The organism is Martinezella lusitana (assembly GCF_010668395.1).
GTDB lineage: Bacteria > Pseudomonadota > Alphaproteobacteria > Rhizobiales > Rhizobiaceae > Rhizobium > Rhizobium lusitanum_A.
Window position 1 is genome coordinate 143,595 of record NZ_WUEY01000011.1, and the last position, 25,986, is coordinate 169,580.

A 25,986-nucleotide genomic window follows, 5' to 3' on the forward strand; every position below is an offset into this window, starting at 1 on the left:
CCATGACCAGCAATGCCATTTCCGAAATCTGGTACACGCGCTGCCCTGTTCCGACGCCCGTCGGCCTTGCGGCACAGCTCGGCTATCTCGAAGACGCCTTTCGCTCCGAGGGCGTGACGCTGAAATCCATCATCGACTCGCCCGACCGGAACATCCGGCAGAGCCACTTCAACCATACGCTCGACTGGTCCTTCCGCCACGGCGGCAACGTGCCGCCCATTCGCGCCCGCTCGGAAGGGCGCCGCACGCGCCTTGTCGGCATCACATGGACGGACGAGTTTCAGGCAATCATCACCCTGCCGGGAACCGGCATCAAGACGACCAGGGATCTCAAGGGCCGTCGCTTCGGCATTGCCCGCCGCCCCGAGGGGATCGTCGACTTCATGCGTGCGACGGCGCTCAAGGGCCTGGTCTCGGCTCTCTCGCTCGGGGGCCTGTCGAAGGACGATGTCGAGATTGTCGAGATCGCGCTTGCCGATTCCGTGCTCGCAAGCCAGGAAGGGCCATCGCTTTTCGGCCTCAAGCGCCGGCAGGCCTATGGCGAAGAAATCGCCGCTCTGCTGCGTGGCGAGGTGGACGCCATCTACGTCAAGGGAACCGCGGGCATCAACGTCGCCAATCTCATCGGCGCCGTCCAGGTGGCCGAATTCGGCTTTCATCCGGATCCGAAGATCCGCATCAATTCCGGCTCGCCGCGCGTGCTGACCGTGGATGATCTGCTGGCCGACGAACGTCCCGATCTCGTGCGGAAGCTCATCGAGGCGATCTTCAAGGCAAGCGCCTGGGCGGAAGCCCATCCGGAGGAAACACGGCGTTTCGTCGCGCGTGAATCCGGCGCCACGGAAGAACAGGTCCTTGCGGCCAACGGCCCGGAAATCCATCGCCATCTCGGCCTCGGATTGGATCCGGAGCTTGTAGGCGCCGTCGAGCACTACAAGAATTTCCTGCGCGACTTCGGTTTCCTGGCCGGAGATTTCGACATTGGCGCCTGGGTGGACCGCCGCCATCTCGACGGCTTTGCCGAACGTGCCGTTGCCTGAAGACTTGCAAAATCGATGACCGAGACATTCACCGACCTGATCGGCAAGGCCAGGAGCCTTGCCGACGATTTCTCCGGCACAGCCGCGCATCACGACGCGACCGGGGCCTTTCCCTTTGAGAACTTCGACAGGCTCTTCGACACGGGCCTGCTGGGGCTCGTCACCGCTCGCGAGCACGGCGGGCTTGGCGAGGGCCTGACTTCGGCGCAGGCCGTCATCAGCGAGATTGCCCGGGGCGAGCCCTCGACCGCGCTGGTGCTTGCCATGCACTACACCTCGCATTTCGCGATCCGCCGCTTCGGCAAGTGGCCTCGGCATCTGGCGGAACGGGTGCTGTCGGCAAACAGGCAGGGCGTGGCACTGATCAACAACGCGCAGGCCGAACCGCGCATCGGCTCGCCGGCCCATGGCGCCCTGCCGGAAACCATCGCGCGCCGTGACGGCGATCGCTGGCGCATTTCCGGCCACAAGAGTTACGTGACCGGCATCCCCGTCCTGAAATGGGTGTCGCTCCTTGCCCTCACCAACGAGCCGGAACCGCGCCTTGCTTCCTTTCTGGTGCCGACCGATGCCGCCGGCCTGCGGATCGAAAAGAGCTGGAATGCGGCGGGCATGCATGCGACGGCGAGCGACGACATCATCCTCGAGGACGTCTCTGTCCCGCTCGACGACCTCATCGAGGCCCAGCCGGCCGGCGAGCCGATCCGCCGCGACGAGCATGCCGCGGCCTTCTTCTTCGGCCTGCTCGGTGCGGTCTATCATGGCGTGGCGAGGACGGCGCGCGACCGCGTTCTTGCCTTCGCAAGCCATCATGCGCCCGCCAGCCTCGGCGCGCCGATCGCAACGGTGCCGCGTATCCAGGATGGCCTCGGCGAAATCGAGGTACGGCTTGCGACGAATGCGCGGCTATTGCGCTCGCTCGGGGAGGATGTCGATGCCGGCAGGCCTGTCGGAATGGACGGCATGCATGTCCGCCATGTCGTCATCGACAATGCGGTTGCCGTGACCAGCCTCGCGCTCGAGCTTGCCGGCAATCCCGGCCTCAATCGCGACTTTCAGCTGGAGCGCCATCATCGCGATGCGATCACCGCCCGGTCGCACGCGCCGCAAAGCCATATGATCCGCACGATCGCAGCCAGGAACGCCTTGAGCCGGCTTGGATAAGCCTGCTCAAGATCCACAGGCGGCAAGCGCCGGCCCCTCAGGCGTTCGGGCTCAGCCAGATCTGGCCGAAGCTGTTGTTGATGCCCTGCGCCCCGGGTGCAAAATTCTTTACCCGCTTGTTGGCGACGATCTGCGCCCCCGCGGCAACCAGATCGACGGACACGACGTCATCGTGGACGATGTGCTGGAACTTGTACCAGAGCTGGCGGCGCTTGGCCTCGTCCGGCTCCGTGGCGGCGGCCTCGAGCACCGCATCGACCTCCGGATTGGAATAGTGGCTGGCATTGGAGAACACCAGGCCGATCTTGAAGTTCTTCGACCAATAGGCGCGCTGCACGCCCAGGGTCGGGTCAAACGTATTGGAAAGGGATTCGATCACAAGATCCCAGGTGCGATCCGTATAGACGGTCTTCAGAAAGGTCGCGAGGTCGAGCTGCAGGATTTCCGCATCGATACCGACCGCGGCAAGCGACTGCTTGATGAAATCGGCATAGGACGTCTGCAGGAAGGGATTGTAGGCAAGCCGCAGCTTGAAACGCGTGCCGTTGGCGCCGCGCGGATAGCCGGCATCGTCAAGAAGCTTGTTGGCAAGCTTGGGATCGGGTTCGCGCGCCTTGATGCTCGGGTCGTACCATTTCGGCAATGCGGTGCTGATCGGGCTTGGAGAAACCTGCCCATAGCCGAACAGGGCGATATCCACGAGCTTCTGCAGATCGATGGCGTGGGCAATGGCCAGCCGCACATCCTTCTTCGTGAGGATCTCGTTCTCGTAGTTGAAGAAGAGCTGCTGCTGCGGCCCGGAATAGGCATAGGTCGTCGTATCGACGACGAGATTGGAATTGGCCTTCAGGCGCTCGACATCGGATAGCGGCACCGGGTTTGCACCGATATCGATTTCCCCGGTTTCAAGCGCTGCGGCCCTTGCCGCCGGATCGAGGATGACACGAAGGACCACGCGGTCGAGATAGGGCTTGGGCGCATCCCAGTAGTCGGGATTGCGATCGAAGATCAGATGGCTGCCCGGCACCCATTCCTTGAGGATGAACGGGCCGGTGCCGATCGTCTGGGCAAGGGTCGGCTGCTCCGTCGGCTTGAAGGTTTCATAGACGTGCTTCGGCACGATCGGCGATTCCGAGCTTCCGAGTGCGGAGATCAGGTAGGGCGCCGGCTTGGAAAGCACGATGATGGCCGTCAGCGGATCGGGCGTCTCGACCGATGTCACGTTTTGGAAGGTGATGCGCCCGCGCGGATGCGCTTCCTTCAGACGGAAAATCGTGAACTTGACATCCTCGGAGGTAAAATCCTTGCCGTCATGCCACTTGACCCCTTTTCGCAGGGCGAAGCTGTAGCGAAGACCATCGTCACTGACCGACCAGGATGTCGCCAGGAACGGCGTCGGATTGAGATCGTAGTCGAAGTCGAGCAATCCCTCATTGATCTTCGGGCCGATCGCCTGCCCTGTGCCGGAAGAGGTGTTGATCGCGATCAGCGCCGTGGGATCGGGATAATAGGCCCAGTTCAGGGTTCCGCCGCTCACGGGCGTCTCGGCAGCGCCAGCCCATGACGGGATGCCTCCAAAGACAAGGCCTGCACCTCCCAGAAGCAGCAATTGGTTGAAGTGACGGCGATTGATCGACATTTGCTCGCTCCGAAATTGGCGTTATCGGGCACGATGTCCCGTTGCAAAAATGATCGTTTCGAAACCCGGATATCCAAAGACAGTTTTTCTAGCGCACGGCGAAAGCAATCCTTCCCGCACCCGGATATTCGGCGTTTGCCGCTTGGAACGATGCGGCCATCCGCCCCGCTTCCGGTGGGCGCAAATTAATTTCCCGGGTCAGCGGAATATTAGTCTATAAATTCTGTAGAGAATTGACCGTGCGAACTAGCGTGCATCGCCCTCCCCGAATAAAAGGCGCAGCCGCATGACCTCAGCGAAACGACAGCTTCATCTCAATGTCGGCATCAACACCACCGGCTATCTTGCCAATGCGTGGCGCTACCGCACCGGCGACCGCCATGATATCAACAACCCCGAATACTACCGCCGGCTGACGGAACTGGCACACAGGGGGCTGTTCGACGCGGTCTTCTTCTCGGACCACCCCGCATTGATGACCGATCCGAACGGGCGCCCGTTCCACACCATCGATCCGTTGATCCTGTGCACGGCACTGGCCGCACAAGTGCCCGACATCGGCTTCGTCGCGACCATGTCGTCGACCTACAATTCACCCTACAATCTGGCGAGGCGCACACAATCCGCCGATATCATCTCCGGCGGTCGGTTGATCATCAACATCGTCTCGTCGTTCAACCCGAACGTCGCCGCCAATTTCGGCGCAGCGCCACTGCCGCCGCGCAGCGAACGCTATGCGAAGGCATCCGAGTTTCTCGATGTCGCCAAGAGGCTTTGGTCAAGCTGGGATCCGGCGCGCGAGGGCGAAATTCCCGACGACCGCTTTTGGGACGCGGCGAGCGCGCAGGCGATCGACCACTCCGGAGACTATTTCACCGTCAAGGGGCCGTTGAACGTGCCTGTCGGTCCGCAAGGCCATCCGGTCATCGCGCAGGCGGGCGCCTCCGAAGGCGGCATCGATCTGGCTGCCCGTCATGGTGAAATCATCTATTGCAACATTCTGTCTCGCCCGGCAGGTCAGGCCTTTGGCAAGAAGGTCAAGGATAGAGCCGTCGCGTTCGGGCGCGACCCTTCGGGAATACGCATCGTTCCGGGCCTCGTCGTCATCCTCGGCAAGAGCAGGGACGAAGCGCTGCGCAAGCATGAACTCTTTAGCGGCACCGGCTCGGAGGATGGTCTGATCGCGCGTTTCGTCAAGGACAACGGCATCGACCCGGATGGTTTCGATCCCGATGCCGTTTTGGACGCGGAACGCTTCATCCCCGATGCCAACCGTATTCAAGCCGTGGGCATGGGCCTGGGATTGTCCGATCTTCTCGCGCACGAGAAGCTCACCGCGCGCCAGGCGGTACGACGGTCCGAAGGGCACCATCGGCTGGTCCTCGGAACACCGGAGGAGGTCGCCGATGCGATCATAGATCTCTGGGCCGATGGGACCGTCGACGGCTACACATTGCAGCCGCCACGCGCTCCCGACGACATCGAAGAGTTCGTGGCCAATGTCGTGCCGATCCTGCAGGACCGCGGCGTCTATAGAACGGCCTATGAACAGGAGACGATACGCGATCGCTACGGTCTCCCCTATCCGCTGAACGACGGTGGCGATGCCTGGGCCGTTTGATCGGCCCGATCGCTTTCCAACCATCGATCCGCAAGCCTGATCTCGGGCGACGCGCCGGGGGCCTGTGAACGGGCGGGCCGGCGTTCGACCGGATTGGCTTGGCCTGTCATCGTGGCATCTCGCTCTGCACAGTCACCTTGGCGATTGCATTCCAGGCGAAACAATAACGATCCCGATAGCGGGCGCATAAGCAGCCTTGCGATCCGGCATACCGGTCGCGGCCGCGATCCGCTCGCCGACATCACGCAGGGAAGCGCGCGCCCGCCTCACTCAATTCCATCGCCGCGTCCTCGGCCCGAAGAAGCACCGCTACTTGCCGCGAAAGCCGTTGGACTGACGGTGATTCTTACAAGGCTGCCCAGCGAAGTCGGCATCTCCTCGTCATTGCCGACGACCGCCGTTGCCTGACATCGGATTTCATCAACAGCACATTTTGCGATGACTGGCCCCAGGGGCTATTTCATATTTGTGAAAATCATATAGTATTTTTCACATTATCGCTGGAGATCGCAAATGCCCCTACGCATGAAACTTCGCTCCGCCTGGCAAAAAACCGGTGGCGATCAATCGTTGCACACGCCGATCCGGGAAGCGGAGAACGTCGACGTTGCAATCATTGGTGCGGGATTCATGGGTCTCTCCACCGCGCTCGAACTTGCAAGACTGGGCAAGACCGTCCGCGTTCTGGAAGCAAACGAGGTTGGCACCGGCGCATCCGGCCTGAATGGCGGGCAGGTGATCCCGGGGCTGAAATATGATCCGGACTGGCTGCTCGAACATTTCGGCGCGGTGCGCGGCGAGGCCCTGATCGAATTCGCACAATCGACTGCGGATGCCGTCTTCGATCTGATCGACCGTGAGCATCTCGATGTCCCGCGTACGCGCAATGGCTGGATCCAGGCGGCACATACCGAACATGCCCTGGCGGCCGCAAAACGTCGGGACGCCCAGTGGCGTGCCCGCGGCGCCGATCTCCGTATGCTCGACGCTCCGGAAATCGAGAAGCTCACAGGCGCCCATGGCTATCTCGGCGGCTGGCTCGACCGCCGCGCCGGCGTCATCGATCCGCTTTCCTTCGTCACACAGCTTGCGCTTGCCGTAACGAGAGCCGGCGTCCGGATCGCCGAACATGCCAGGGCAGCCGCGATAAAACGCGAAAGTGGCGGCTGGATCGTCACCACGGCAAACGGACAATCGGTTCGCTCCCGTTTCGTCGTCCTTGCGACCAACGCCTATAGCGACGGACTTCTTCCCGGATTGGCGCGCAGCATCGTGCCGCTGCATTCCTTTCAGATCGCGACAGGGCCGCTTCCGGACAGGCTTCAAAAGACCATTCTGCCTGGCGAACAGGCAGTCTCCGATTCCCGCAGGATCCTGGTCTACTATCGAAAAAGCGCCGACGGCCGCCTCCTGCTCGGCGGCAGAGGACGGATGGCGGAGCCGAAGAGCGAGGCCGACTGGAAACATCTGGAGCACGCGATGCGGCGCCTCTACCCCGATCTCGATGGCGTGCCCATCGAAAGGCGCTGGTTCGGGCGGGTTGCGATGACGCCGGATCATCTGCCGCATATTCACGAACCCGAGCCGGGCCTGCTGACCGTCGTCGGATGCCAGGGACGCGGCGTCGGCATGATGACGGCTCTGGGGCCACGCTTTGCCCGATACATCGAGTCCGGCGATCGCGCAGCACTTCCTTTCCCCATCTCGACGATCCGGCCGATTCCGCTCCACGCGTTCCGTCAGGTCGGCGTCGCCGCCGCGATCGCCTGGTATCGGCTGCTCGATACGCTCGAAAAATAATGCGCGGATAGCGCGCTTGACATTTTTCACAAAAATGAAAATTATCATTCAAATTTCATTTATAGGTCACACATGATCAATGAGAGCACCTCGTCTGGAGCATTGGGCGGCACCCGGATCTTCCGTGGCGCCATGTTGGCGCCGGGCACGATCGTAACCCTGGCCCTGGTGCTCTTTGCCCTGTTCCTGGTGCTTTTCCTTTCGATCCGCATCAATGACGGATCGCTTCTCGGCGCCGGCGCGTCCCTCCAGAACTTCATCGCCATCCTCACCGATCCGCTCTACGGCCTCGTCGTGTTGCGATCGCTGACGATTGCCGGGCTCGTGACGCTGGCAACGGTCGTCACCGCCTATCCGGTCGCCTATTATCTGGCATTTCATGCCGGCCGGCGGCGCAGCCTGATCCTCTTTCTCGTTACGCTGCCTTTCTGGACGAGTTACCTTCTGCGCGTCTTCGCCTGGAAGATCGTTCTGGCCTATAACGGCGTCCTGAACTCGGCCTTGATGCTGTCGGGCCTGACATCCGAGCCCTCGACCCTGTTCTTGAACACGCCGTCCGCGGTCGTGCTGACCCTCGCCCACGCCTACGCCCCTTTCGCGATCCTGCCGATCTTCGTTGCGCTCGACACCATTCCGAAATCGCTGATGGAGGCGGCTGCCGATCTCGGTGCGCGGCCCTTCACCACATTTCGCCGGGTCATCCTGCCGAATTCCATGCCCGGCGTGCTCTCGGCGGCGATCGTCGTCTTCGTGCCAACGGTCGGGGACTACGTGACGCCGGCCCTGGTCGGCGGCCCGGCAAGCACGATGATCGGCTCTCTCGTGCAGGCGCAATTCGGCAAGGCCAACGACTGGCCGTTCGGCGCGGCGCTGGCTGTCGTCGTGATGCTGGTTATTCTCGCCGTCGTGCTCATCGTCCGCCAGGCGGACCGCATGTTCGGGAGCCGCACATGAAGCGCCGTCCGACAAACGCCGCCAATGGCGGCTGGCTACGCTGGTATGTGGGCCTCTACCTCATTTTCCTGTATCTGCCCGTCGCGCTGATACCGCTCTTCTCTTTCAACGATTCCATACAGGCGGCCTTTCCGCTGAAGGGCTTCACCTTCGCCTGGTATGAGACGCTGATCGGCAACGAGACCCTGACCGGCGCGCTTTTGACCAGCCTGTCGATCGGCATCACCGCTGCAGCGATCGCGACGCTGTGCGGCATCACCATCGGCTACATGGACACGCAGGTCCGCTCACCCTTTACCAAGCTCGTCTCCAGCCTCGCACGCCTGCCGATCCTGATCCCGGGCGTCGTCGTCGGCATCTCGCTGCTGATCCTCGTCAATCTGCTCGGCTTTGGCCCCTCGCGGCTCGCGATCGTGCTCGGCCACGTTCTGGTCTGCCTGCCGACGACCGTGATCATCATGCGCGGCCGCTTCGCGTCCATTCCGCGCAGCATTCCCGAGGCCGCGGAAGATCTCGGCGCGGGCGAAGCGATAATTTTCCGCCGCATCATGCTGCCTCTGGCCCTGCCGGCCGTCGGCTCGGCCTTCATGCTGGCCTTCCTGACCTCGTTCGACGAGTTCATCGTCGCCTTCTTCCTGGCCGGAACACAGCCGACCTTGCCGCTCTATATCTGGAGCCAGCTGAGATTCCCGAAGTCGCTGCCGACGGTAATGGCGCTCGGGACGGCCATTCTTGCGGTCTCGATCGTCATTGCCGGCTGCGCCGAGCTGTTGCGGCAGCGCGGCCTGTCGAAATCCCCTGCTTCCAGCACCTGAAATGCCAAAAATCAGAAAGAGGAGAACTGCTATGCATCATGATCATAAAGGCCGTTCCGCCAGACGCGCATCGAGCGTCATGACGGCAATCGCCCTCTCGGTGTCGTTGAGCCTGCCGGCCGCGGCCGCCGACAAGCTCACCTACTTCACCTGGTCGGGCTACGAGCTTCCCGATTTCCACAAGTCTTTCACGGCCGCGCACCCCGACAGCGTCGATATCTCCGTCTTCGGCGACGACGATGACGCCTTCACCAAGGTCAAGGCAGGCTTCCATCCGGATGTCGCCCATCCCTGCTACGACAAGGTGGCGCGCTGGAACAAGGAAGGCCTGCTGCAGCCGATCGATACGGCCAAGATCAAGAACTGGGACAAGATCTTCCCGGTCTTCCGCAATCTTCCCGATATTCAGGCCGGTAACGGCAAGGTCTGGATGGTTCCGTGGGACTGGGGCAACACCTCGGTTCTCTATCGCACCGACCTCGTCAAGAACCCCGAGCAGAGCTGGAATCTCCTCTGGGACAAGCAGTATGCCGGACGCATCGCAACCATCGATGCCGTGCACGACACGCCTGTCGTCGCGGCCCTGCTCGCCGGCGTCAGCCCCTTCGACATGACACCGGACCAGCTGAACAAGGTGGCCGACAAGCTTCGCGAGCAGCGACCGCTGGTTTCGGCATATACGACCGACATGACCTCGGTGGAGCAGTCGCTCGCAAGCGGCCAGCTCGTGGCGGCCATGACCTGGAACGCATCCGCCGTCGCGTTGAAGAAACAGGGCGTGCCGGTGGAGTTCATGAAGCCGAAGGAAGGCATGCTGACCTGGGCCTGCGGTTTCGTCATGCTGAAGGACGCCAAGAACACCGATCTGGCCTACGATTTCATCAACAGCCGGCTCGAGGCGGATTCGGGCAAGGCGCTGATCGAAAATTATGGTTATGGTGCATCGACGACGACGGCTTTCGCCGCCGTACCGAAGGATGAGCTCGAGAATCTGCAGCTTCCCTCCGATCCGGAAACCATGCTGAAGTCGACCGTCTTTACCGGACCGATGAAGCAGAATGACGATCTGGCGAAGATGTTCGAGAAGGTCAAGGCAGGCGGCTGAGCCCGAGATGCTTGGCCCGGACGCGATTGTCCGGGCCATTCCCAATCTTGAGATGTGGAGTGCGGATGGACGTGGATGAATTGACAACCAGGGCGGAGCGCGAGGCGGATGAGGCCGATGTCCGCATCGGCCGGCGCGTGCGCGCCCTGCGGCTCGAAAAGAACCTGTCGCTGGCGGATCTTGCCGCCAAGGCAGGCATATCGATCGGGGCACTCAGCCAGATCGAGCGCGGCATGTCTTCGCTGCGCGTTCGGGTGATCTGGCCGCTTGCCGCAGCGCTCGACGTCGAGCCGTCCGCGCTGATTACCGATGGCAACGAGCCGGTCAGCGATCTTTATTGCGTGCGCGCCAACAGCCGCCGTCCGCTGCCCGTGCATTCGGAAGGCATCACCAAGGATCTGCTGTCTCCTCCCGGCGCATCGCTGACCGGCATGGTCGTGACGGTCGAGCCCGGCGGCGGCACCGATGCCTATGCCCATAGCGGCCATGAATTCGGGATCGTGACTTCGGGCGAAGCCGAACTCGTCGTCGATTCGACGCGCTACCTCCTGAAGACCGGAGACAGCTTCGCCTTCAAGAGCACGCTGCTGCATTCGTTCCGCAATCCCGGAACAGAGCGCTGCACCATTCTCTGGGTCAACACGACCAAGCCTTCGGAGGCGCGTGATGGCGACTGACGCCCTGCTTCGCCTCGACAAGGTTTCCAAACATTTCGCCGGCGGTATCGTCGGCCTCAGGGAGATCGATCTTTCCATCGCCGAGGGCGAATTCCTCAGCCTTCTCGGGCCTTCCGGCTGCGGCAAGACGACGACGCTGCGCGTCATTGCCGGCTTCGAAGCGCCGAGCGAGGGCCGGATACTCCTCGACGGCAAGGAGATAACGCCGCTCCGCGCATTCGACCGGCCGGTCAACACCGTGTTCCAGGACTATGCGCTCTTCCCGCATATGTCTGTCGCCGAAAATGTCGGGTTCGGCCTGTCGTTGCGAAAGATTGCCGGCGCGGAACGGCGCAAGCGCGTTGCCGCGGCCCTCGACATGGTCGGCCTTGCCGACAAGATCAACCAGCGCGTCCAGGCGCTTTCCGGCGGCCAGCGCCAGCGCGTCGCACTGGCAAGGGCGATCGTCTGCGAACCGCGCGTGCTGCTGCTCGATGAACCGCTTTCCGCGCTCGACGCGCATCTGCGCGAACAGATGCAGGTGGAACTCAAGCGGCTGCAGCGCGAGCTTGGCACCACCTTCGTGATGGTCACGCATGACCAGACCGAAGCGCTGTCGATTTCCGATCGCATCGTCGTCATGAACAAGGCGGCAATCGAGCAGATCGCCTCGCCGTCGGAACTCTACGATCATCCGGCGACCACCTTCGTCGCCGGCTTTATCGGAACGATGAACCTGCTTGCGGCAAAACTCGCCGGACGCAATGCGGACGGGTTGCAGTTCCTTGCCGGAACGTTGCCCTTGAACCTTGCCGCCGATGATGCCGCCCGGCTCACCCCCGGCGACGCGGCAACGATCGGGGTGCGCCCGGAAGACATTCTGGTGTCGCGCGAGCGGATAGAAAACTCCGTCGGCGTGCGCGTGCAGAGCGTCGTCTTTCACGGGCGCAGCCTGCGCGTCCACCTCGCAACCGACGATCAACGCAATCTGATGGCCGACATACCCAGGCAGGCGCAGCCCGCCGCAATGACGGTGGGAGAGCAGTTGTTTGCCTCGCTGCGTCCGGGCGCTGCCTGCCCCGTGCTTCCGGCCTGATCAATCAGAGACAATGGAGAACCCATGACAAACCACCTGAAATTCTTCATCGACGGCGCCTGGGTCGATCCTGTCACGCCTAACGCGATCGACGTCATCAATCCGGCAACGGAGGAAGCCTATACCGCGATATCCGGTGGTTCGGCCGCCGATGTCGACAAGGCCGTCGATGCTGCAAAGCGAGCCTTTGCGAGCTTCTCCCTGACCTCCAGGGAAGAACGTCTTGCCCTGCTGAAGCGGATTCTCGAATGCTACAACGAGCGTTTCGAAGACATAGCGCAGGCCGTCAGCGACGAAATGGGCGCTCCGCTGCCCTTCGCCAGGGATTCGCAGGCCTGGGCCGGCCGCGGCCATCTTGAAGCGACGATCACGGCCTTCGAATCCTATGAGTTCACGGCGCAACGCGGCACGACCACCATTCTCAAGGAACCGATCGGCGTCTGCGCGCTGATCACGCCCTGGAACTGGCCGCTCAATCAGATCGTCTGCAAGGTGGCGCCCGCGATCGCCGCCGGATGCACGGTCGTCCTGAAGCCATCGGAGATCGCCCCGATCAGCGGCATCATCTTTGCCGAGGTCATGGCCGCGGCGGGAACGCCGAAGGGTGTCTTCAACCTCGTCAACGGCACCGGTCCCGATGTCGGGCAAGTCATGGCCGGCCATCGCGACGTCGATATGGTCTCGTTCACCGGCTCCACGCGCGCCGGCATCATCGTCGCCAAGACCGCCGCCGACACCGTCAAGCGTGTCGCCCAGGAACTGGGCGGCAAGTCGGCCAATATCATTCTTCCCGACGCCGATTTCGAGACCGCGGTCACCAAGGGCGTCAACGGCTGCTTCGGCAACTCCGGGCAAAGCTGCGACGCACCGACCCGCATGCTCGTGCCCGCCGAACGCCACGACGAGGCGCTGGCGATCGCCCGGAAGGCCGCCGAAGCCTTCAAGACCGGCGATCCCCGCGCCGAGGGGATCGATCTCGGCCCCGTCGTCAGCCAGATCCAGTACGACAAGATCCAGCGCCTGATCGAAAGCGGCATCGGCGAAGGCGCGACGCTGGTGACCGGCGGACCCGGCAGGCCCGAAGGCCTGAACCGCGGCTACTACATCCGCCCGACGATCTTCGGCCATGTGACACCGGAAATGACGATCGCGCGCGAGGAGATTTTCGGGCCCGTGCTGTCCATCATTTCCTACGAGGACGAAGAGGACGCCGTCCGCATCGCCAACGACACCGTCTATGGCCTGGCCGCCTATGTTCAATCGACGAACATCGAGCACGCCCGCGCCGTCGCAAAGCGCATGCGGGCGGGATCTGTCTATCTCAACTATCCCGACTGGGACACCTTCGCCCCCTTCGGCGGCTACAAGCAGTCCGGAAACGGCCGCGAATATGCCGACTGGGCCATTCACGACTTCCTGGAAATCAAGGGCGTCGTCGGCTGGGGAAGCTGATATCACCGCGCCGCGGCACGATCGGCCGCGATCCGGGTGAGAAGATGAAACGATGGCGCGCGGCGGTCTCTCGACCGTCGCGGTGGCGTCTCCTCTGAAAAATTGAGGCCCCGCTCCGGACATAAGCGGGTCGGGGATCCCCGCCGGGATAGGGGCGAAGCGATGACGTGCAGGCGTTTTCGTATTCGCCGGCGGATTTGACGCGGATCAATGTCGGATCGGCCAATCCATGGAAAACATCGAACCATCCTGAACAAAGTTCATCGATTGGAGAGATGGCCATGCGGGCACAAGACATCATGACAACGACGATCGTTTCGATCGATGACTGCGCCAATGTCCGCCACGCCATGCGGCTGATGATCGAGAACGAAATCAGCGGCCTTCCCGTGCTCGATCAGTTGGGACGCGTCTGCGGCGTGCTGACGGAGGGCGACCTGCTCGCGCGCTGCGAAATCGGCTCCCTGCAACAATCATGCGCCGATATCGGCAAAGCGGACGGCGCGCTGCTGAACTATATCAGGAGCAAGGCCTGGCGCGTCGGCGACATCATGACGCCGAACATCATTGCCGTCACGCCGGATACGCCGATTTCCACGATCGCCAAGCTCCTGGCATCCCATGGCATCAGGCGCGTTCTCGTTCTCGACGAGGGTCGGCTGGTCGGCCTTGTCAGCCGCCGCGATCTCCTGCGCGCCATCGCCGACGTGGCACCGGACAGGATCGCATCCGGCGATGCGGCTCTAAAGCTGGCGATCCAAACGCGATTGAGGAACGAACTGGGTCTCGACGGCAAGCGGATCGAGGTCGATGTTGACGATACCCAGGTTCGTGTGAGCGGCAGTATCGATTCCGAATTGCAGCGCCAGGCGATCAGGGTGCTCGTCGAACTTGTCGGGGGCACATGCAGCTATATTGACGAACTGCATCTCGCGCCCCAGATCGCTTGAACGACCACCCGAGGCTGCCGCCGATCGTGGGTGAGGCGATGCAGGTCAAATGCCATTCGAACACAGGAGACGACCATGCCGGAACAGAAATGGAGCATCACCACGCGGGATGGCTTGCGGGTCTCGGTCAGGCCCGCGGGCTTGGAAGACGAGCAGCTCCTGACCGACCTTTTCGATCATGTCAGCCCGCAAGATCTTCGCTTCCGCTTCCTGTCGGCGGTCAAGCATGTTTCACGACGGCAGATTGCGGATCTGATCGGCATCGACCACCGCGCGGTAGAGAGCTACATCGCCTTTGCGGAGGATAGCGCGGTGCCGATCGCCACCGCCGTGCTCGCCTGCGATCGTGACAGGAAGCGGGCCGAAGTCGCCATTTCCGTACGAAGCGAATTCAAGGGGCATGGCCTCGGCTGGGAGCTTCTGGGCCTGATGGTCAAGGAAGCCGGACAACGCGGCATGGACAAGATCGAGTCCATCGAGGACAGAAGCAACTATGACGCCATAGAACTCGAACAGAACATGGGCTTCACGGCAAAGCCCTATCCGGACGATCCAACGCTGCTGCTGCTGTCGAAATCGCTCGCCCCGTAGGAAACGGCTGCGCCGGGCCGACAAGGTTTCCGATGAGGGCCGTACCCGTTGTCTTGGCAGGCACCAAACGGCTTTAGTTGTTTATCCGGTCGACATCCGGAAGTATCCACTTCTTGTCGAAGAAGTCTTTCGTCGGGCCGTAGGCGCGGAACATCAGCTCGAACTTCCGCTTTGCGTCGGTCGGAATCCAGTTTGCCTCCTGGCCGCGTGGAGCCTTGGGGCCGAAATAGAGATCGATGGAACCATCGGGCTTCTTGGCAAGCTCCGGGATCTGAGACGAGCGGCTGGCGAGCGAGACGTTTTTGATCAGGGCGTGCGTCTTGCGATCATAGGCCGTTATCGACCAATATTGCTGAACGGGAACGTTCGCCGGAACCGTCAGGCGGTAGGTTTTGCCGCCATCGAAGGGATGCCCTTCCTTGTCGCGAGTGGAAATCGAATAAAACTGGCCGGCTCCGAGCCGCTTGATGCCGACATAGGCGTAACTATAGGCGACGCCGCGATGTTCTATCGGACAGTCGTCCGGATCATCGAAATTCGCCTGGGCCGCCTTGATGAGATCGGGATAGGCGGGGTAAGTCCAGCGGCTCGTCTCGCTGAAGAATGGCGGCAATCCCGCATCGTATTTTGCTTCGAGCAGCGTTTGGGCTTCCTTTATGGCTTTCGTCAGGAGAGTTCCCGTGTGCCGGTTCGGCGCGAACGGCTTGCCCTTCTCGATCCCAAGAGATTTCAGCGGATCGATCATTGCTCGATCGCGTGCGATCCACGGCTCTTCCTGTACGACCCGATTGAGGTTCTCGAAGAAGCTCCCATCCCACCGGATGGTGGAGTCGAAGAGCACATCCTTCACATCGGTGAAGACGGTCTCCGGCGGATGATCGGCCTGATCAAGGCTATAGACCTTCAGCTTTTTCCCGTAGGCGATGGAGGCCTGGACGTCGGCATCGCCGTGACTTGCGAGATTGGAGCGAAACAGCATGTATCCCCCATACACCTCCGATCTCAGCGGAATATATCCCTCCGGCACCGTCTCCTGGTAATTCGGCGGAAGCACCAGGAATTTCCCGCCCTTCCCCTTGTCGTAGCCGAGCAGGCCGGCATCCTCCAACGGCAACTGCCATGCCGTCACGATGTTGCCGTTGAAAGATGCCGCCTCTTCCGCAGGCGGCAGGTCAAGAACCACCGGGCCATCCTTGGTGGTGAAGAACACCATGAAGTAAAGGGCGTCCGGATTTGGAGTCAGGGTCTGATTGCGCCAATCAAGCGGCCGCCCCCAGTAAATGACCTGCCCCACCTTGCCCGGCGTCTTTGCCAGCATTTCCTGGCGCATGAGATCGTAGTTCACGACGGGTATTCCCCAGACCGCTGCCTGCACGGCATTGCGCTCGATCTCCCGATCGAATGCGGCTTGCGATGCCTTGTCGGCGGCGACCGCCGGCAAGGCGAACAGAACCGCGAATAACATGACGACAAGTCGCATGATGGCACCCTTCCCGTTTCGCTTGGCGGGGGAATAAGACACCGCGGACTTCGATTGCGGGAGTACGTTACGGTAAATGCGGCGCCGCCGACCGTAAACGACAGTGCATTTACGGTTACGTACTTACGCCCGCGCCCGCGATTGCCGATGGTGCCAGCGATCAACGACGGAGCGCCCATGCATCGATACCTCGCCATCGCTGCACTCCTTCTGCTGGCCGGCTGTGGCCATCCGGCTGGTGTGATGACGCCCGTCGCGCTGCGCCCCGGCGCACCGGCAACCTCCCAGGTCGATATGCTGGTCGCGACCACGCGGCAGCCTTCCGGCAATCCGGCGACGCTGTTCAATGGCGAGCGCAGCCCGAAGCCCTATCTGACGGAGATCGCCGTCTCCATCCCGCCGAAACGGGATCCCGGCACCGTGCAGTGGCCAAGGCGCCTGCCTCCCAACCCGGACACCGATTTCGCCGTCACCCGCGTCAAACAGATCGATACGATCTCCGAGGGCAAGACATGGTTCAAGCAGCATGTCGAGGATGGCCATGCCCTGGTCTTCGTCCACGGCTTCAACAACAAGTACGAGGATTCGGTCTTCCGGCTGGCACAGATCGTCCATGACTCCCGCATGAGGGCGACGCCGATCCTGTTCACCTGGCCGTCGCGCGCAAGCCTGTTCGCCTATGAATACGACAAGGAGAGCACGAACTATTCCCGAACGGCGCTGGAACAGGCGCTGCGTATTCTTGCACGCGACCCCAACGTCAAGGACATCACGATCCTCGCCCACTCTATGGGGACATGGCTTGCCATGGAGTCCCTGCGCCAGATGGGCATTCGCGACGGCCACGTCGACCCCAAGATCCGCGATGTCATTCTTGCCTCGCCCGATATCGACATTCAGGTCTTTGCCAAGCAGTTCGTCGAGATGGGAAGCCCGCATCCCAAGTTTACGATATTCGTCTCCCAGGACGACCGTGCCCTCGCCGCTTCGAGCTGGATCACCGGCCGCGTCCAGAGGCTCGGCGCCATCAACCCCGCCGAGGAACCCTATCGCTCGCGCCTCGAAAAGGCCGGGATCACCGCGATCGATCTGACGAAGGTCAAGAGCGGGGACAGCATGAACCATGGGAAATTCGCCGAGAGCCCCCAGATCGTTCAGCTTATCGGCCAGCGGCTGATGACGGGCCAGACGCTGACGGACTCCAACGTTTCGCTCGGCGAAGGCGTCGCGGCCGTTATCGGCGGAACCGCAAGGACGGTCGGAACCGTTGCGGCAACGACGATTTCCGCCCCCTTGAACGCCGTCGAACAGCCGCACACGCACCATTCGCCGACCGATCTCGGGTCGACTTTGACCGAAGATCCGGAATCGAAACCGCTGACGCAATGAACATCCGTGTTTTACGTCCGCATTTACCATCAGCAACGCGACCATTTACCGTTACGTACTTCCGCGCCCGTAGATAAAGAAGAAGTCTTCCCTGCGTCGAATGACGACGATCCAGCTGCGGCGGCATCCGTCCGCCCGACGATAGGGAGACCGTAATGTTCAACGACCGAATTGCTGGGAGGACGTGATGACCTCCCTTTCCAACAAGCTCTTTTTCGCGACCTTCGCCGCCGCGATGACCTTGACGTCGACAACATTCCTGACGTCAGCTCATGCACAATCCGCCACGACCGCGGCAGCGCCGGCCAATCCCGCCCCGCCAAACATTCTTGTCATTTTCGGCGACGATGTCGGCCAGACCAACATCAGCGCCTATTCCATGGGCGTGGTCGGTTACAAGACTCCGAACATCGACAGCATTGCCAAACAGGGCATGATGTTTACCGACTATTACGCGGAGAACAGTTGCACGGCCGGCCGCTCGACCTTCATCACCGGCCAGGTTTGCCTGCGGACGGGTCTTTGCAAAGTGGGCGCTCCGGGAGCCCCCGTCGGCCTGCAGCCCGGTGACATGACGATTGCCCAGGCGCTCAAGCCGCTTGGCTATGCGACCGGCCAGTTCGGCAAGAACCATCTCGGCGACAAGGACGAATATCTGCCGACCAACCACGGCTTCGACGAATTCTTCGGCAATCTCTATCATCTCAACGCCGAGGAAGAGCCCGAAGCTCCCTATTGGCCCAAGGACGATCCGGAATTCCTGAAGGCTTACAATCCGCGTGGCGTCGTCAAGGCATCGGCCGACGGCAAGGTCGAAGATACCGGTCCCTTGACCAAGAAACGCATGGAGACGATCGACGACGAGACCACCGCCGCCGCGATCGATTTCATGGGCCGGCAGGTCAAGCAGAAAAAGCCGTTCTTCACCTGGATGAACACGACGCGCATGCACGCCTTCACCCATGTACGGGAATCGATGCACGGCCAGAGCGGCATGCCGGGGAACGACTATGCCGATGGCATGGTCGAGCACGATGGCGATGTCGGCAAGCTGCTGAAGGCGCTCGACGATCTCGGCATCAAAGACAACACCATCGTCGTCTATACGACGGATAACGGCCCCAACCAGTGGTCGTGGCCCGACGCCGCGACCACCCCGTTCCGCAGCGAAAAGGACACCAACTGGGAAGGCGCCTTCCGCGTTCCGGCGATGATCCGTTGGCCCGGACACATCCAGCCCGGCCAGGTCACGAACGGCATCTTCTCCGGTCTCGACTGGTTTCCAACCCTTCTTGCCGCTGCCGGTGATCCGGGCGTCAAGGACCGCTTGCTGAAGGGGTGGCAGCCTGCAGGCAGCAGCACGACCTTCAAGAACCATCTCGACGGCTACAACCAGCTCGACTACCTGGAAGGCAAGTCCGACCAGAGCGCCCGCCACGACTTCTACTACTTCGACGACGACGGCAATCTGGTCGCAACGCGGTTCGACGATTGGAAGGTCGTGTTCCACGAGCAGCCCGCGCCCGGAGGCTTCGCGGTATGGCAAACGCCTCTGATCACCTGGCGGGTTCCAAAGCTGTTCAATCTCAGAATGGACCCCTACGAGCGCGCGGATATCGTATCCGACCAGTACAACGACTGGCTCGTCCGCAACGACTACCTTCTCGTCAAGGGTCAATTGCAGGCCGCCGCCTTCCTGCAAACATTCCTCACCTATCCTCCGAGCCAGCGGGGTGCGAGCTTCAACATCGAAGGCGTCCGTGCGCAGGTCGACAAGGCGATCGACCAGTCCTTCAAGGATCGCGGCATCGAAAAATAGAGGCGATCACCGTGAGGCGCGCTTCGGCGCGCCTCGCTTCACATCTGTAGATCGAAAGCTGCCTCATGACCGCTCGTGACGACATCCTCGCGCTCGGCAAGCGTATCGGCCAGTCCATCATCGGGCAGGAGACCATGGTGGAACGCCTGCTGCTGGGCCTTCTTGCCAATGGCCATCTCCTTGTCGAGGGCCTGCCGGGGCTTGCCAAGACGCGCGCCATCAAAAGCCTTGCCAAGAACCTCAACTCCGAACTCTCGCGCGTGCAGTTTACCCCCGACCTGCTGCCAGCGGATATCACCGGCTCGGAGATCTATTTTTCCGACGGCGGCAAGGGCGAGTTCAAGTTCCAGCAAGGTCCGATCTTTGCCAATCTCATCCTCGCCGACGAGATCAATCGCGCGCCTGCGAAGGTGCAATCCGCCCTTCTGGAGGCGATGGAGGAACGGCAAGTCACGGTCGGAGGAAAAAGCTACCCCCTGCCTGATCTCTTCATGGTGATGGCAACCCAGAATCCCATCGAGCAGGAGGGAACCTATCCGCTCCCCGAGGCTCAGCTCGACCGTTTCCTCATGCATGTGGAGGTCGGCTATCCGGACGAGACCTCGGAGGCCGCGATCATGCGCCTCAATCGCGATGAGGAAAACGCCGCCCATAGCGGCCACCCGCCGGTCGCGACGGAACGCCTCGACCCGCAGGCCGTCTTCCAGGCACGCAAGGAAATCGGCAGCGTCACGGTGTCGTCACCCGTGGAGAAATATATCGTCGCTCTCGTTTTCGCGACGCGCTACCCGGACCGCTATGACAAGGAGCTTGCCAAGCTCCTGCAGGTCGGCGCAAGTCCGCGCGGCGTCATAGGCCTCGACAAGGTCGCGCGATCTCGGGCCTGGCTCAACGGGCGCGACTATGTGACCCCGGACGACGTCAAGGCCGTCGTCAACGATGTCCTTCGTCATCGCCTGATCCTCTCCTATGAGGCGCATGCATCCAACACCCGCGCGGACGACGTGGTCGATCGCATCACGGAACTGGTGGCGGTCTCATGAATTCCCGGGCGACGGCGGAGGGCGACGAACGGATTCATGTCACGACGGAAGGGCTTGTCGCGCTCGAAAGCCAGGCGCGGGACCTTACCTTCGTGCAGCGCGCCAGAAGCCATCAGCAACTCGCGGGACGCATGCAATCTGCCCTTCGCGGCCGCGGCCTGATCTTCGAGGAATTGCGCCAGTACCTGCCGGGAGACGATATCCGCTCCATCGACTGGCGGGTAACGGCGCGGACCGGCGGACCGGTCGTTCGCGTCTACGACGAGGAGAAGGAGCGGCCCGCGATCGTCATCGTCGATCAAAGGATCAACATGTTCTTCGGCAGTCGCCGATCCATGAAATCGGTCACGGCGGCCGAGGCGGCGATGCTATGTGCCTGGCGCACGCTCGGCTCGGGCGATCGTATCGGCGGATTCGTCATCGGCGATACCGGCATTGCCGAGATCAAGCCGCATCGGAGCCGCAACGCCGTCGTCGCGCTTGCCGACGCGATCGCCCGGCAGAACGCCCTGCTTTGCGCGACCTACACCGAGAAGGCATCTCCGGCCAGGCTCGACGAAACGCTTTTGCAGGTCGCCAACATCGCCCATCACGACCATCTGCTGATCCTGATAACCGACTTCGACGGCCACGGTGATCGCACGCGCGACCTCCTTCTCAGGCTGTCGAGCCGCAACGATGTCATCTGCCTGCTGATTTACGATCCGTTTCTTCTGGAACTGCCGCGAAGCGGCGATATCGTCGTCAGCGGCGGCGGATTGCAGGCCCAGCTTCCACTCGGCAGGAATGCGGTGCGCAGTTCCATCGACACATTTGCCCGTCGTCGCGGCCGGGAGCTTCGCGCCTGGCAGCGGGATCTGGGCCTGCCCATGCTGCCGGTGTCTTCCGCCGAGGAAACGGCGCCACAACTGCGGCGCCTCCTGGAGCAGGCGGCCTGGCGACAGCGGAGGCGATGATGGCATCCGGAGCAAGCATCGACCAGATGACCAACGTCGCGCTTCGTTCGCTGCACGACGTTGCCGTTCCGCAGCCGGTTGCCTGGCTGCCGCAAACCTGGGGATGGGCGGTCCTTTTCATCGTCGCCGTTGCGGCCTTAGGCACCTATGCCTGGTCGAGATGGCGGCGATACCGGAAAAACGCCTACCGCCGCGAAGCCTTGCGCCTCGTGGACCGGATCGCCGACAACGTCGAAGGGACGGGACTGCAACGCCGGCAGATGGAAGAGCTGGCGGAAATCGTCAAAAGAACGGCGCTCGCGACCTGGCAGCGCGAGCGTGTGGCTGGTTTGGCGGGCGCCGACTGGAATGCGTTTCTGGGCGCCTCCTTCGACGGTTCCGAAAATTCGGCTCTCAAGAGCCTGCTTGACGACCTCGAATATCGCAAGGACGGGACACCGGAGCAGGTCTCGCCGATGGCCGCTGGCGACGCCATCGCCGGCGCCAGGCGATGGATCGAGGGACATCATGTATGAACTCGCCCTGCCCTGGCTGCTCCTTTTGCTTCCGGTCCCGCTGCTGGCGTGGCGCCTGCTCCCTCCGCGCCACTCGATCGAGCCTTCGGTTCGGCTGCCTTTTTTCGACGATGTCGCCAAGGCGGCCGGCATTACACCGTCTCAAGGCTCCGTCATCGCGGGAAGAACCCGATCACAGGCGGCCATGCAGGCAACGGTATGGTGTCTGCTTGTCGTTGCGCTGGCGCGACCGCAGTTCATCGAGCCGCCGATCGAAAAATCGGAACCGCAGCGCGACATTCTGCTGGCTCTCGACCTTTCCCAATCGATGGACACAAGGGATTTCGCCAAGCCTGACGGATCGCCGGAGCCGCGCGTCGAAGCGGTCAAGCAGACCGTTACAGACTTCATTGCGAAGCGGACCGGCGACAGGATCGGATTGATTGCGTTTGGCGACGCCCCCTACCCGCTCGCGCCCTTCACAATGGATCATCCGCTGGTGAGCAAGATGGTCGCAAACCTGCTTCCGGGCATCGCCGGGCCGCGCACGGCATTGGGAGACTCGCTCGGCCTCGCCATTCGGATGTTCGACAAGACGAACATGCCGGAAAAAGTCCTGATCCTGCTCACCGACGGTAACGACACGGCCAGCCGGATGCCGCCTCTGAAGGCCGCCGAAATCGCCAGGACCAAGGGCATTACGATCCACACCATCGGCATAGGCGATCCGAAGGCGAGCGGCGAGGACAAGCTGGATATGGCGACGCTGCAACAGATCGCGGCAAAAACAGGCGGACGTTACTTCTTCGGCAGCGACCAGACGTCTCTGTCTGCCATCTACAATGTTCTCGACGCAATCACGCCGCAGGCGCAGCGGAGCCTCTCCTGGCGTCCGCGCATCGAACTTTTCCCGTGGCCGCTCGCCGCCGCAGTTCTGCTTTTATCCGGCTGGTATCTCTCTTCCGGCATGATCGGAGTCGCAAGGCGGAGGTTCGCAGGATGATCTCCGATTTCCATTTTCTAAGGCCGTGGTGGCTGGCGGCCATCGTCCTGCCTGTAATCATCGTTTGGCTGGCGTCACGAACGACGGATATTCGGCGGCACTGGAAAGGCATGATCGCGCCGCATCTGCTCGACAACCTTCTGATCGAGCCGGATCAGCAGCGCCACCTGAGGCCGGTCTGGCTGCTCGCCCTGGTGCTTGCCCTGATGGCGGTGGGCCTGGCAGGGCCGACATGGAAGCGCGAGGCATCGCCCTTTGCCGCAGACACGGCCGCCCTCGTCATCGCCGTCGATCTTTCGCGATCAATGGACGCCACCGATATCAGTCCGAGCCGGATCGAGCGCGCAAAGCTTAAGATCCATGACATTCTGGCGATGAGGCAAGGCGCGCGCGCAGCCGTGATCGCCTACGCGGGAAGCGCGCATCTTGTCGTGCCTTTAACCGACGATGACGCCCTGATCGAAACCTACACGGACGCGCTGGCAACCGACATAATGCCGAAGCCTGGCAAGGACACGCCCGCTGCGCTTCTGCTGGCCGACAGCTTGTTGAAGACGGACGGTTCGAGTGGAACGATCCTGCTTCTGACGGACGGGGTGGAGGACGCCGCGATCACGGCTGCCAAGAGCATCGAAAACGACATCCTGATCCTCGGCTTTGGGACGGCCGCCGGCGGTTCGCTCAATCCGGCCAGGGGCAATCCGGGCGCGGTATCGGGTGGTCACGAAACCGCCTCGGGGCTCGACACGGACGCATTGCAAAAGACCGCCACCGCGATGGATGCCGATGTCGCGACCATGACGGATGGCGACACCGATATACGGTGGATCGCTCGAAACATCCAAGCGAACTTTGTTCGGCAAAGCTCCAAGGATAGCGACCGCTGGCATGACCTGGGATGGTGGTTCCTCATGCCGGCGGCATTGCTTTTCGCATTGTCGTTCCGGCGCGGCTGGGTTGTGAAGCTGATGGCGACCATGGTGGCAATCCGTCTGCTTACGCCGATTGAAGCAAGCGCCGGGGAATTTGCGGATATGTGGCTGACGCCGGACCAGCAGGGACGGCTGGCTTTCGAGCACGGCGACTTCGAGACGGCCGCCAAGCTCTTCAAGGATCCGCCGTGGAAAGGCATCGCTCTTTACCGCGCTGGCCACTTCGATCAAGCCTACGACACCTTTGCCGCGAGCGACACGCCGGAAAGCCGGTACAATCAGGGCAATTGCCTGATGCACATGGGCAAGTTCGACGAGGCCGTCGACGCCTATCGCAGAGCGCTTGCGGCAAGGAAGGATTGGCCGGAGGCCGAGGCAAATCTCGCAATCGCCGAGCGGCTGAAGAAGCAGCAGGAAGACGACGATCAGGCGCAGGAGCCGAACGAAAAGCCCGATAGCATCCAGTTCGACGACAAGGGCAAGCGTGGCAAGGCCGGCACGGTGAACCTTGCGGAACAGACAGCGGAAATGTGGATCCGGAATATCCCGATCAGCCCGGCAGACCTGATGGCGCGGCGATTTGCCCTGGAGACCAAGGGAGCACGGCCATGAACTGGCTAATGCTGGTATTCGCTATGCTCGTGCCTGCCACCGCCATGGCGGCGGGGCCGTTTGCGCGGGCGGATATTGACGATGGCAAGAACATCGTGCCGGGGCAGCAACTGCATATCACCGTCCAGGTCTTCGCGCCGAACTATTTCACCTCGCCGCCGCAGTTTCCCCTGTTCGATATGCCGAATGCCTTGGTGACGCTTTCGGAGGAACGTGCTCGCAACGCGGTGCAGACCATAGACGGCACGCAATACTCCATCATCGCCCGCGGCTATGTGGTGGTTCCGCAAGTCTCGGGCGCCTTTAATGTACCGGGGATCCAGATCGAGCTTGGATATTCGGCCGATGGAACGCCGACGACCGCTGTTGCCGCAACCCAACCGCTCGCTTTCACAGTCGGCAAGGGTGACGACAATTCCGCGCCGATCTTCGCCGCCCGGGGCCTTCGGATCAAACAATCCTTCGATCGCGACCCGGAAGCCATGAGGACCGGCGACGCTCTGGTGCGGACGATCACGATTACGGCGTCCGATACCCAATCGATGCTGATCCCCCCGATCCGGTTCGAGAGTGCGCCGGGGCTCGATCAGTACATCAGGCAGCCAAAGCTCGAAGACAATGTCGCTCTTGGCAGGGAAACGGCGAGCCGCCGCACCGAAACCATCGTCTATACGGCAACGAAGCCAGGACGATTTGCGCTTCCGGCGATCGATTATCCCTGGTTCGATGTCGATGCTCACAGCCAGGCCTTCGCCCACCTGACTGCGGGAGATGTCACCGTGACCGCTGCCCCTGCAACGGCGGGGATCGTTCCCACGCAGAGGGACGGCCGGCGCAAATTCGCCGAAGGATCCCGCCTCATCGTCGTCGCAGTTGCCGTATTGCTGTTTCTGGTGCTCGCCATCTGGCTGGCCCGCCGCCTCCCGAGACAGGCCGCGAGGATGCTGCGGGACGTCCGCTTGCGCATATCGACATCCCGACGATCGCGGCTCAGGCGCCTGAGAGCCAAGCTCCTGTCCGCCGATCTGCCGCAGGTCTATGCCGCACTCCAGCAATGGAGCCGGTTCGAGGGATACAGGACGCTCCAGGACTGGTCGGATCGGCAGCCGCAGGAAGTGCGTGACAATGTCCGCCGCCTCGAGGAAGAGCTGTATGCCGGCCGAGAAGGAGGCTTTGCGCGGCGCCGGGTTGCACGTCTTCTGGCAAAGACGGAAAGCCGGCCTGGGGCTTCCTCGCCGAAGCATTTTCTGCCCGAGTTGAATCCGGGCTGAAACCGTTCAGTTTCACGATGAAGCACTTTTACAGCTGGCTTACGTAAACGACCCGGACATTTACTGTTACGTACTTATCAGCCGTGCCATGACACGCAAACATG

At 62.0% G+C, this 25,986-nt stretch carries 22 protein-coding genes; 20 read left to right on the top strand and 2 right to left on the bottom strand.

All coding sequences use genetic code 11. From position 1 onward, the window contains the following. Positions 1-2 precede the first annotated feature (2 nt). A complete protein-coding gene (locus GR212_RS22310; protein ID WP_163989529.1) occupies positions 3-1,040 on the top strand; it encodes an ABC transporter substrate-binding protein in 1,038 nt (345 codons plus the stop codon). A gap of 15 nt (positions 1,041-1,055) precedes the next feature. Continuing rightward, positions 1,056-2,204, top strand: coding sequence for an acyl-CoA dehydrogenase family protein (locus GR212_RS22315; protein WP_163989531.1), 1,149 nt, complete (start codon positions 1,056-1,058; stop codon positions 2,202-2,204). A 37-nt stretch (positions 2,205-2,241) separates the two neighbouring features. On the opposite strand, the gene GR212_RS22320 is transcribed toward GR212_RS22315, so the two are convergent. Beyond that, a complete protein-coding gene (locus tag GR212_RS22320; protein WP_163989533.1) occupies positions 2,242-3,843 on the bottom strand; it encodes an ABC transporter substrate-binding protein in 1,602 nt (533 codons plus the stop codon). A 286-nt stretch (positions 3,844-4,129) separates the two neighbouring features. Between GR212_RS22320 and GR212_RS22325 the strand changes: the two genes are divergently transcribed. The 10 genes from GR212_RS22325 to GR212_RS22370 all read left to right on the top strand — a co-directional run bounded on the left by GR212_RS22325 (position 4,130) and on the right by GR212_RS22370 (position 14,883). Continuing rightward, on the top strand, positions 4,130-5,464 hold the full coding sequence (locus tag GR212_RS22325; protein WP_163989536.1) for an NtaA/DmoA family FMN-dependent monooxygenase: 1,335 nt from the start codon (positions 4,130-4,132) through the stop codon (positions 5,462-5,464). A 513-nt stretch (positions 5,465-5,977) separates the two neighbouring features. Next, on the top strand, positions 5,978-7,264 hold the full coding sequence (locus GR212_RS22330) for an NAD(P)/FAD-dependent oxidoreductase (protein WP_246725869.1): 1,287 nt from the start codon (positions 5,978-5,980) through the stop codon (positions 7,262-7,264). Positions 7,265-7,336: 72 nt separating this feature from the next. Then, positions 7,337-8,218: an ABC transporter permease gene (locus GR212_RS22335; protein ID WP_163989537.1), complete on the top strand. Its 882-nt coding sequence runs from the start codon at positions 7,337-7,339 to the stop codon at positions 8,216-8,218. Further along, the gene (locus GR212_RS22340; protein WP_163989539.1) at positions 8,215-9,033 is read left to right on the top strand and encodes an ABC transporter permease; all 819 of its coding nucleotides are present in this window, start codon (positions 8,215-8,217) and stop codon (positions 9,031-9,033) included. Before GR212_RS22335 ends, GR212_RS22340 begins: the two co-directional genes overlap by 4 nt. Before the next feature lie 79 nt (positions 9,034-9,112). Next, entirely contained in the window at positions 9,113-10,138 is a 1,026-nt protein-coding gene (locus GR212_RS22345; protein ID WP_432444396.1) for an ABC transporter substrate-binding protein, read from the top strand. 65 nt (positions 10,139-10,203) lie between these two features. Beyond that, positions 10,204-10,815, top strand: coding sequence for a helix-turn-helix domain-containing protein (locus GR212_RS22350; RefSeq protein ID WP_163989544.1), 612 nt, complete (start codon positions 10,204-10,206; stop codon positions 10,813-10,815). Then, a complete protein-coding gene (locus tag GR212_RS22355; protein WP_204326706.1) occupies positions 10,805-11,890 on the top strand; it encodes an ABC transporter ATP-binding protein in 1,086 nt (361 codons plus the stop codon). The genes GR212_RS22350 and GR212_RS22355 overlap by 11 nt, the downstream gene beginning before the upstream one ends. 24 nt (positions 11,891-11,914) lie before the next feature. Continuing rightward, complete coding sequence (locus GR212_RS22360) at positions 11,915-13,342, top strand: aldehyde dehydrogenase family protein (RefSeq protein ID WP_163989548.1); 1,428 nt, start codon at positions 11,915-11,917, stop codon at positions 13,340-13,342. A 281-nt stretch (positions 13,343-13,623) separates the two neighbouring features. Further along, positions 13,624-14,292: a CBS domain-containing protein gene (locus GR212_RS22365; RefSeq protein WP_163989551.1), complete on the top strand. Its 669-nt coding sequence runs from the start codon at positions 13,624-13,626 to the stop codon at positions 14,290-14,292. 75 nt (positions 14,293-14,367) lie between these two features. Next, on the top strand, positions 14,368-14,883 hold the full coding sequence (locus tag GR212_RS22370) for a GNAT family N-acetyltransferase (RefSeq protein WP_163989553.1): 516 nt from the start codon (positions 14,368-14,370) through the stop codon (positions 14,881-14,883). A gap of 73 nt (positions 14,884-14,956) precedes the next feature. On the opposite strand, the gene GR212_RS22375 is transcribed toward GR212_RS22370, so the two are convergent. After that, complete coding sequence (locus tag GR212_RS22375; protein WP_163989555.1) at positions 14,957-16,363, bottom strand: DUF1254 domain-containing protein; 1,407 nt, start codon at positions 16,361-16,363, stop codon at positions 14,957-14,959. 177 nt (positions 16,364-16,540) lie between these two features. Here GR212_RS22375 and GR212_RS22380 point away from each other — a divergent pair, with 177 nt between their 5' ends. The 8 genes from GR212_RS22380 to GR212_RS22415 all read left to right on the top strand — a co-directional run bounded on the left by GR212_RS22380 (position 16,541) and on the right by GR212_RS22415 (position 25,882). Then, the gene (locus GR212_RS22380) at positions 16,541-17,752 is read left to right on the top strand and encodes an alpha/beta hydrolase (protein WP_163989557.1); all 1,212 of its coding nucleotides are present in this window, start codon (positions 16,541-16,543) and stop codon (positions 17,750-17,752) included. Between the two features lie 187 nt (positions 17,753-17,939). After that, on the top strand, positions 17,940-19,571 hold the full coding sequence (locus tag GR212_RS22385) for an arylsulfatase (protein ID WP_163989559.1): 1,632 nt from the start codon (positions 17,940-17,942) through the stop codon (positions 19,569-19,571). Positions 19,572-19,636: 65 nt separating this feature from the next. Continuing rightward, on the top strand, positions 19,637-20,614 hold the full coding sequence (locus GR212_RS22390; RefSeq protein ID WP_163989561.1) for an AAA family ATPase: 978 nt from the start codon (positions 19,637-19,639) through the stop codon (positions 20,612-20,614). Then, a complete protein-coding gene (locus GR212_RS22395; RefSeq protein ID WP_163989563.1) occupies positions 20,611-21,570 on the top strand; it encodes a DUF58 domain-containing protein in 960 nt (319 codons plus the stop codon). The genes GR212_RS22390 and GR212_RS22395 overlap by 4 nt, the downstream gene beginning before the upstream one ends. Next, positions 21,567-22,085 (top strand): DUF4381 domain-containing protein, encoded by a 519-nt coding sequence (locus GR212_RS22400; protein WP_246725870.1) that lies wholly within the window; start codon positions 21,567-21,569, stop codon positions 22,083-22,085. Before GR212_RS22395 ends, GR212_RS22400 begins: the two co-directional genes overlap by 4 nt. After that, positions 22,078-23,067: a vWA domain-containing protein gene (locus GR212_RS22405; protein WP_163989565.1), complete on the top strand. Its 990-nt coding sequence runs from the start codon at positions 22,078-22,080 to the stop codon at positions 23,065-23,067. The genes GR212_RS22400 and GR212_RS22405 overlap by 8 nt, the downstream gene beginning before the upstream one ends. Further along, positions 23,064-24,611: a VWA domain-containing protein gene (locus tag GR212_RS22410; RefSeq protein ID WP_163989567.1), complete on the top strand. Its 1,548-nt coding sequence runs from the start codon at positions 23,064-23,066 to the stop codon at positions 24,609-24,611. The genes GR212_RS22405 and GR212_RS22410 overlap by 4 nt, the downstream gene beginning before the upstream one ends. Continuing rightward, a complete protein-coding gene (locus tag GR212_RS22415; RefSeq protein WP_163989569.1) occupies positions 24,608-25,882 on the top strand; it encodes a BatD family protein in 1,275 nt (424 codons plus the stop codon). Before GR212_RS22410 ends, GR212_RS22415 begins: the two co-directional genes overlap by 4 nt. Positions 25,883-25,986: the final 104 nt, after the last annotated feature.

Bases quoted from the DNA above. Each gene is read 5' to 3' on its own strand.
- GR212_RS22310 (WP_163989529.1), top strand. From the start codon at position 3: ATGACCAGCAATGCCATTTCCGAAATCTGGTACACGCGCTGCCCTGTT.
- GR212_RS22315 (WP_163989531.1), top strand. From the start codon at position 1,056: ATGACCGAGACATTCACCGACCTGATCGGCAAGGCCAGGAGCCTTGCC.
- GR212_RS22320 (WP_163989533.1), bottom strand. From the start codon at position 3,843: ATGTCGATCAATCGCCGTCACTTCAACCAATTGCTGCTTCTGGGAGGT.
- GR212_RS22325 (WP_163989536.1), top strand. From the start codon at position 4,130: ATGACCTCAGCGAAACGACAGCTTCATCTCAATGTCGGCATCAACACC.
- GR212_RS22330 (WP_246725869.1), top strand. From the start codon at position 5,978: ATGCCCCTACGCATGAAACTTCGCTCCGCCTGGCAAAAAACCGGTGGC.
- GR212_RS22335 (WP_163989537.1), top strand. From the start codon at position 7,337: ATGATCAATGAGAGCACCTCGTCTGGAGCATTGGGCGGCACCCGGATC.
- GR212_RS22340 (WP_163989539.1), top strand. From the start codon at position 8,215: ATGAAGCGCCGTCCGACAAACGCCGCCAATGGCGGCTGGCTACGCTGG.
- GR212_RS22345 (WP_432444396.1), top strand. From the start codon at position 9,113: ATGACGGCAATCGCCCTCTCGGTGTCGTTGAGCCTGCCGGCCGCGGCC.
- GR212_RS22350 (WP_163989544.1), top strand. From the start codon at position 10,204: ATGGACGTGGATGAATTGACAACCAGGGCGGAGCGCGAGGCGGATGAG.
- GR212_RS22355 (WP_204326706.1), top strand. From the start codon at position 10,805: ATGGCGACTGACGCCCTGCTTCGCCTCGACAAGGTTTCCAAACATTTC.
- GR212_RS22360 (WP_163989548.1), top strand. From the start codon at position 11,915: ATGACAAACCACCTGAAATTCTTCATCGACGGCGCCTGGGTCGATCCT.
- GR212_RS22365 (WP_163989551.1), top strand. From the start codon at position 13,624: ATGCGGGCACAAGACATCATGACAACGACGATCGTTTCGATCGATGAC.
- GR212_RS22370 (WP_163989553.1), top strand. From the start codon at position 14,368: ATGCCGGAACAGAAATGGAGCATCACCACGCGGGATGGCTTGCGGGTC.
- GR212_RS22375 (WP_163989555.1), bottom strand. From the start codon at position 16,363: ATGCGACTTGTCGTCATGTTATTCGCGGTTCTGTTCGCCTTGCCGGCG.
- GR212_RS22380 (WP_163989557.1), top strand. From the start codon at position 16,541: ATGCATCGATACCTCGCCATCGCTGCACTCCTTCTGCTGGCCGGCTGT.
- GR212_RS22385 (WP_163989559.1), top strand. From the start codon at position 17,940: ATGACCTCCCTTTCCAACAAGCTCTTTTTCGCGACCTTCGCCGCCGCG.
- GR212_RS22390 (WP_163989561.1), top strand. From the start codon at position 19,637: ATGACCGCTCGTGACGACATCCTCGCGCTCGGCAAGCGTATCGGCCAG.
- GR212_RS22395 (WP_163989563.1), top strand. From the start codon at position 20,611: ATGAATTCCCGGGCGACGGCGGAGGGCGACGAACGGATTCATGTCACG.
- GR212_RS22400 (WP_246725870.1), top strand. From the start codon at position 21,567: ATGATGGCATCCGGAGCAAGCATCGACCAGATGACCAACGTCGCGCTT.
- GR212_RS22405 (WP_163989565.1), top strand. From the start codon at position 22,078: ATGTATGAACTCGCCCTGCCCTGGCTGCTCCTTTTGCTTCCGGTCCCG.
- GR212_RS22410 (WP_163989567.1), top strand. From the start codon at position 23,064: ATGATCTCCGATTTCCATTTTCTAAGGCCGTGGTGGCTGGCGGCCATC.
- GR212_RS22415 (WP_163989569.1), top strand. From the start codon at position 24,608: ATGAACTGGCTAATGCTGGTATTCGCTATGCTCGTGCCTGCCACCGCC.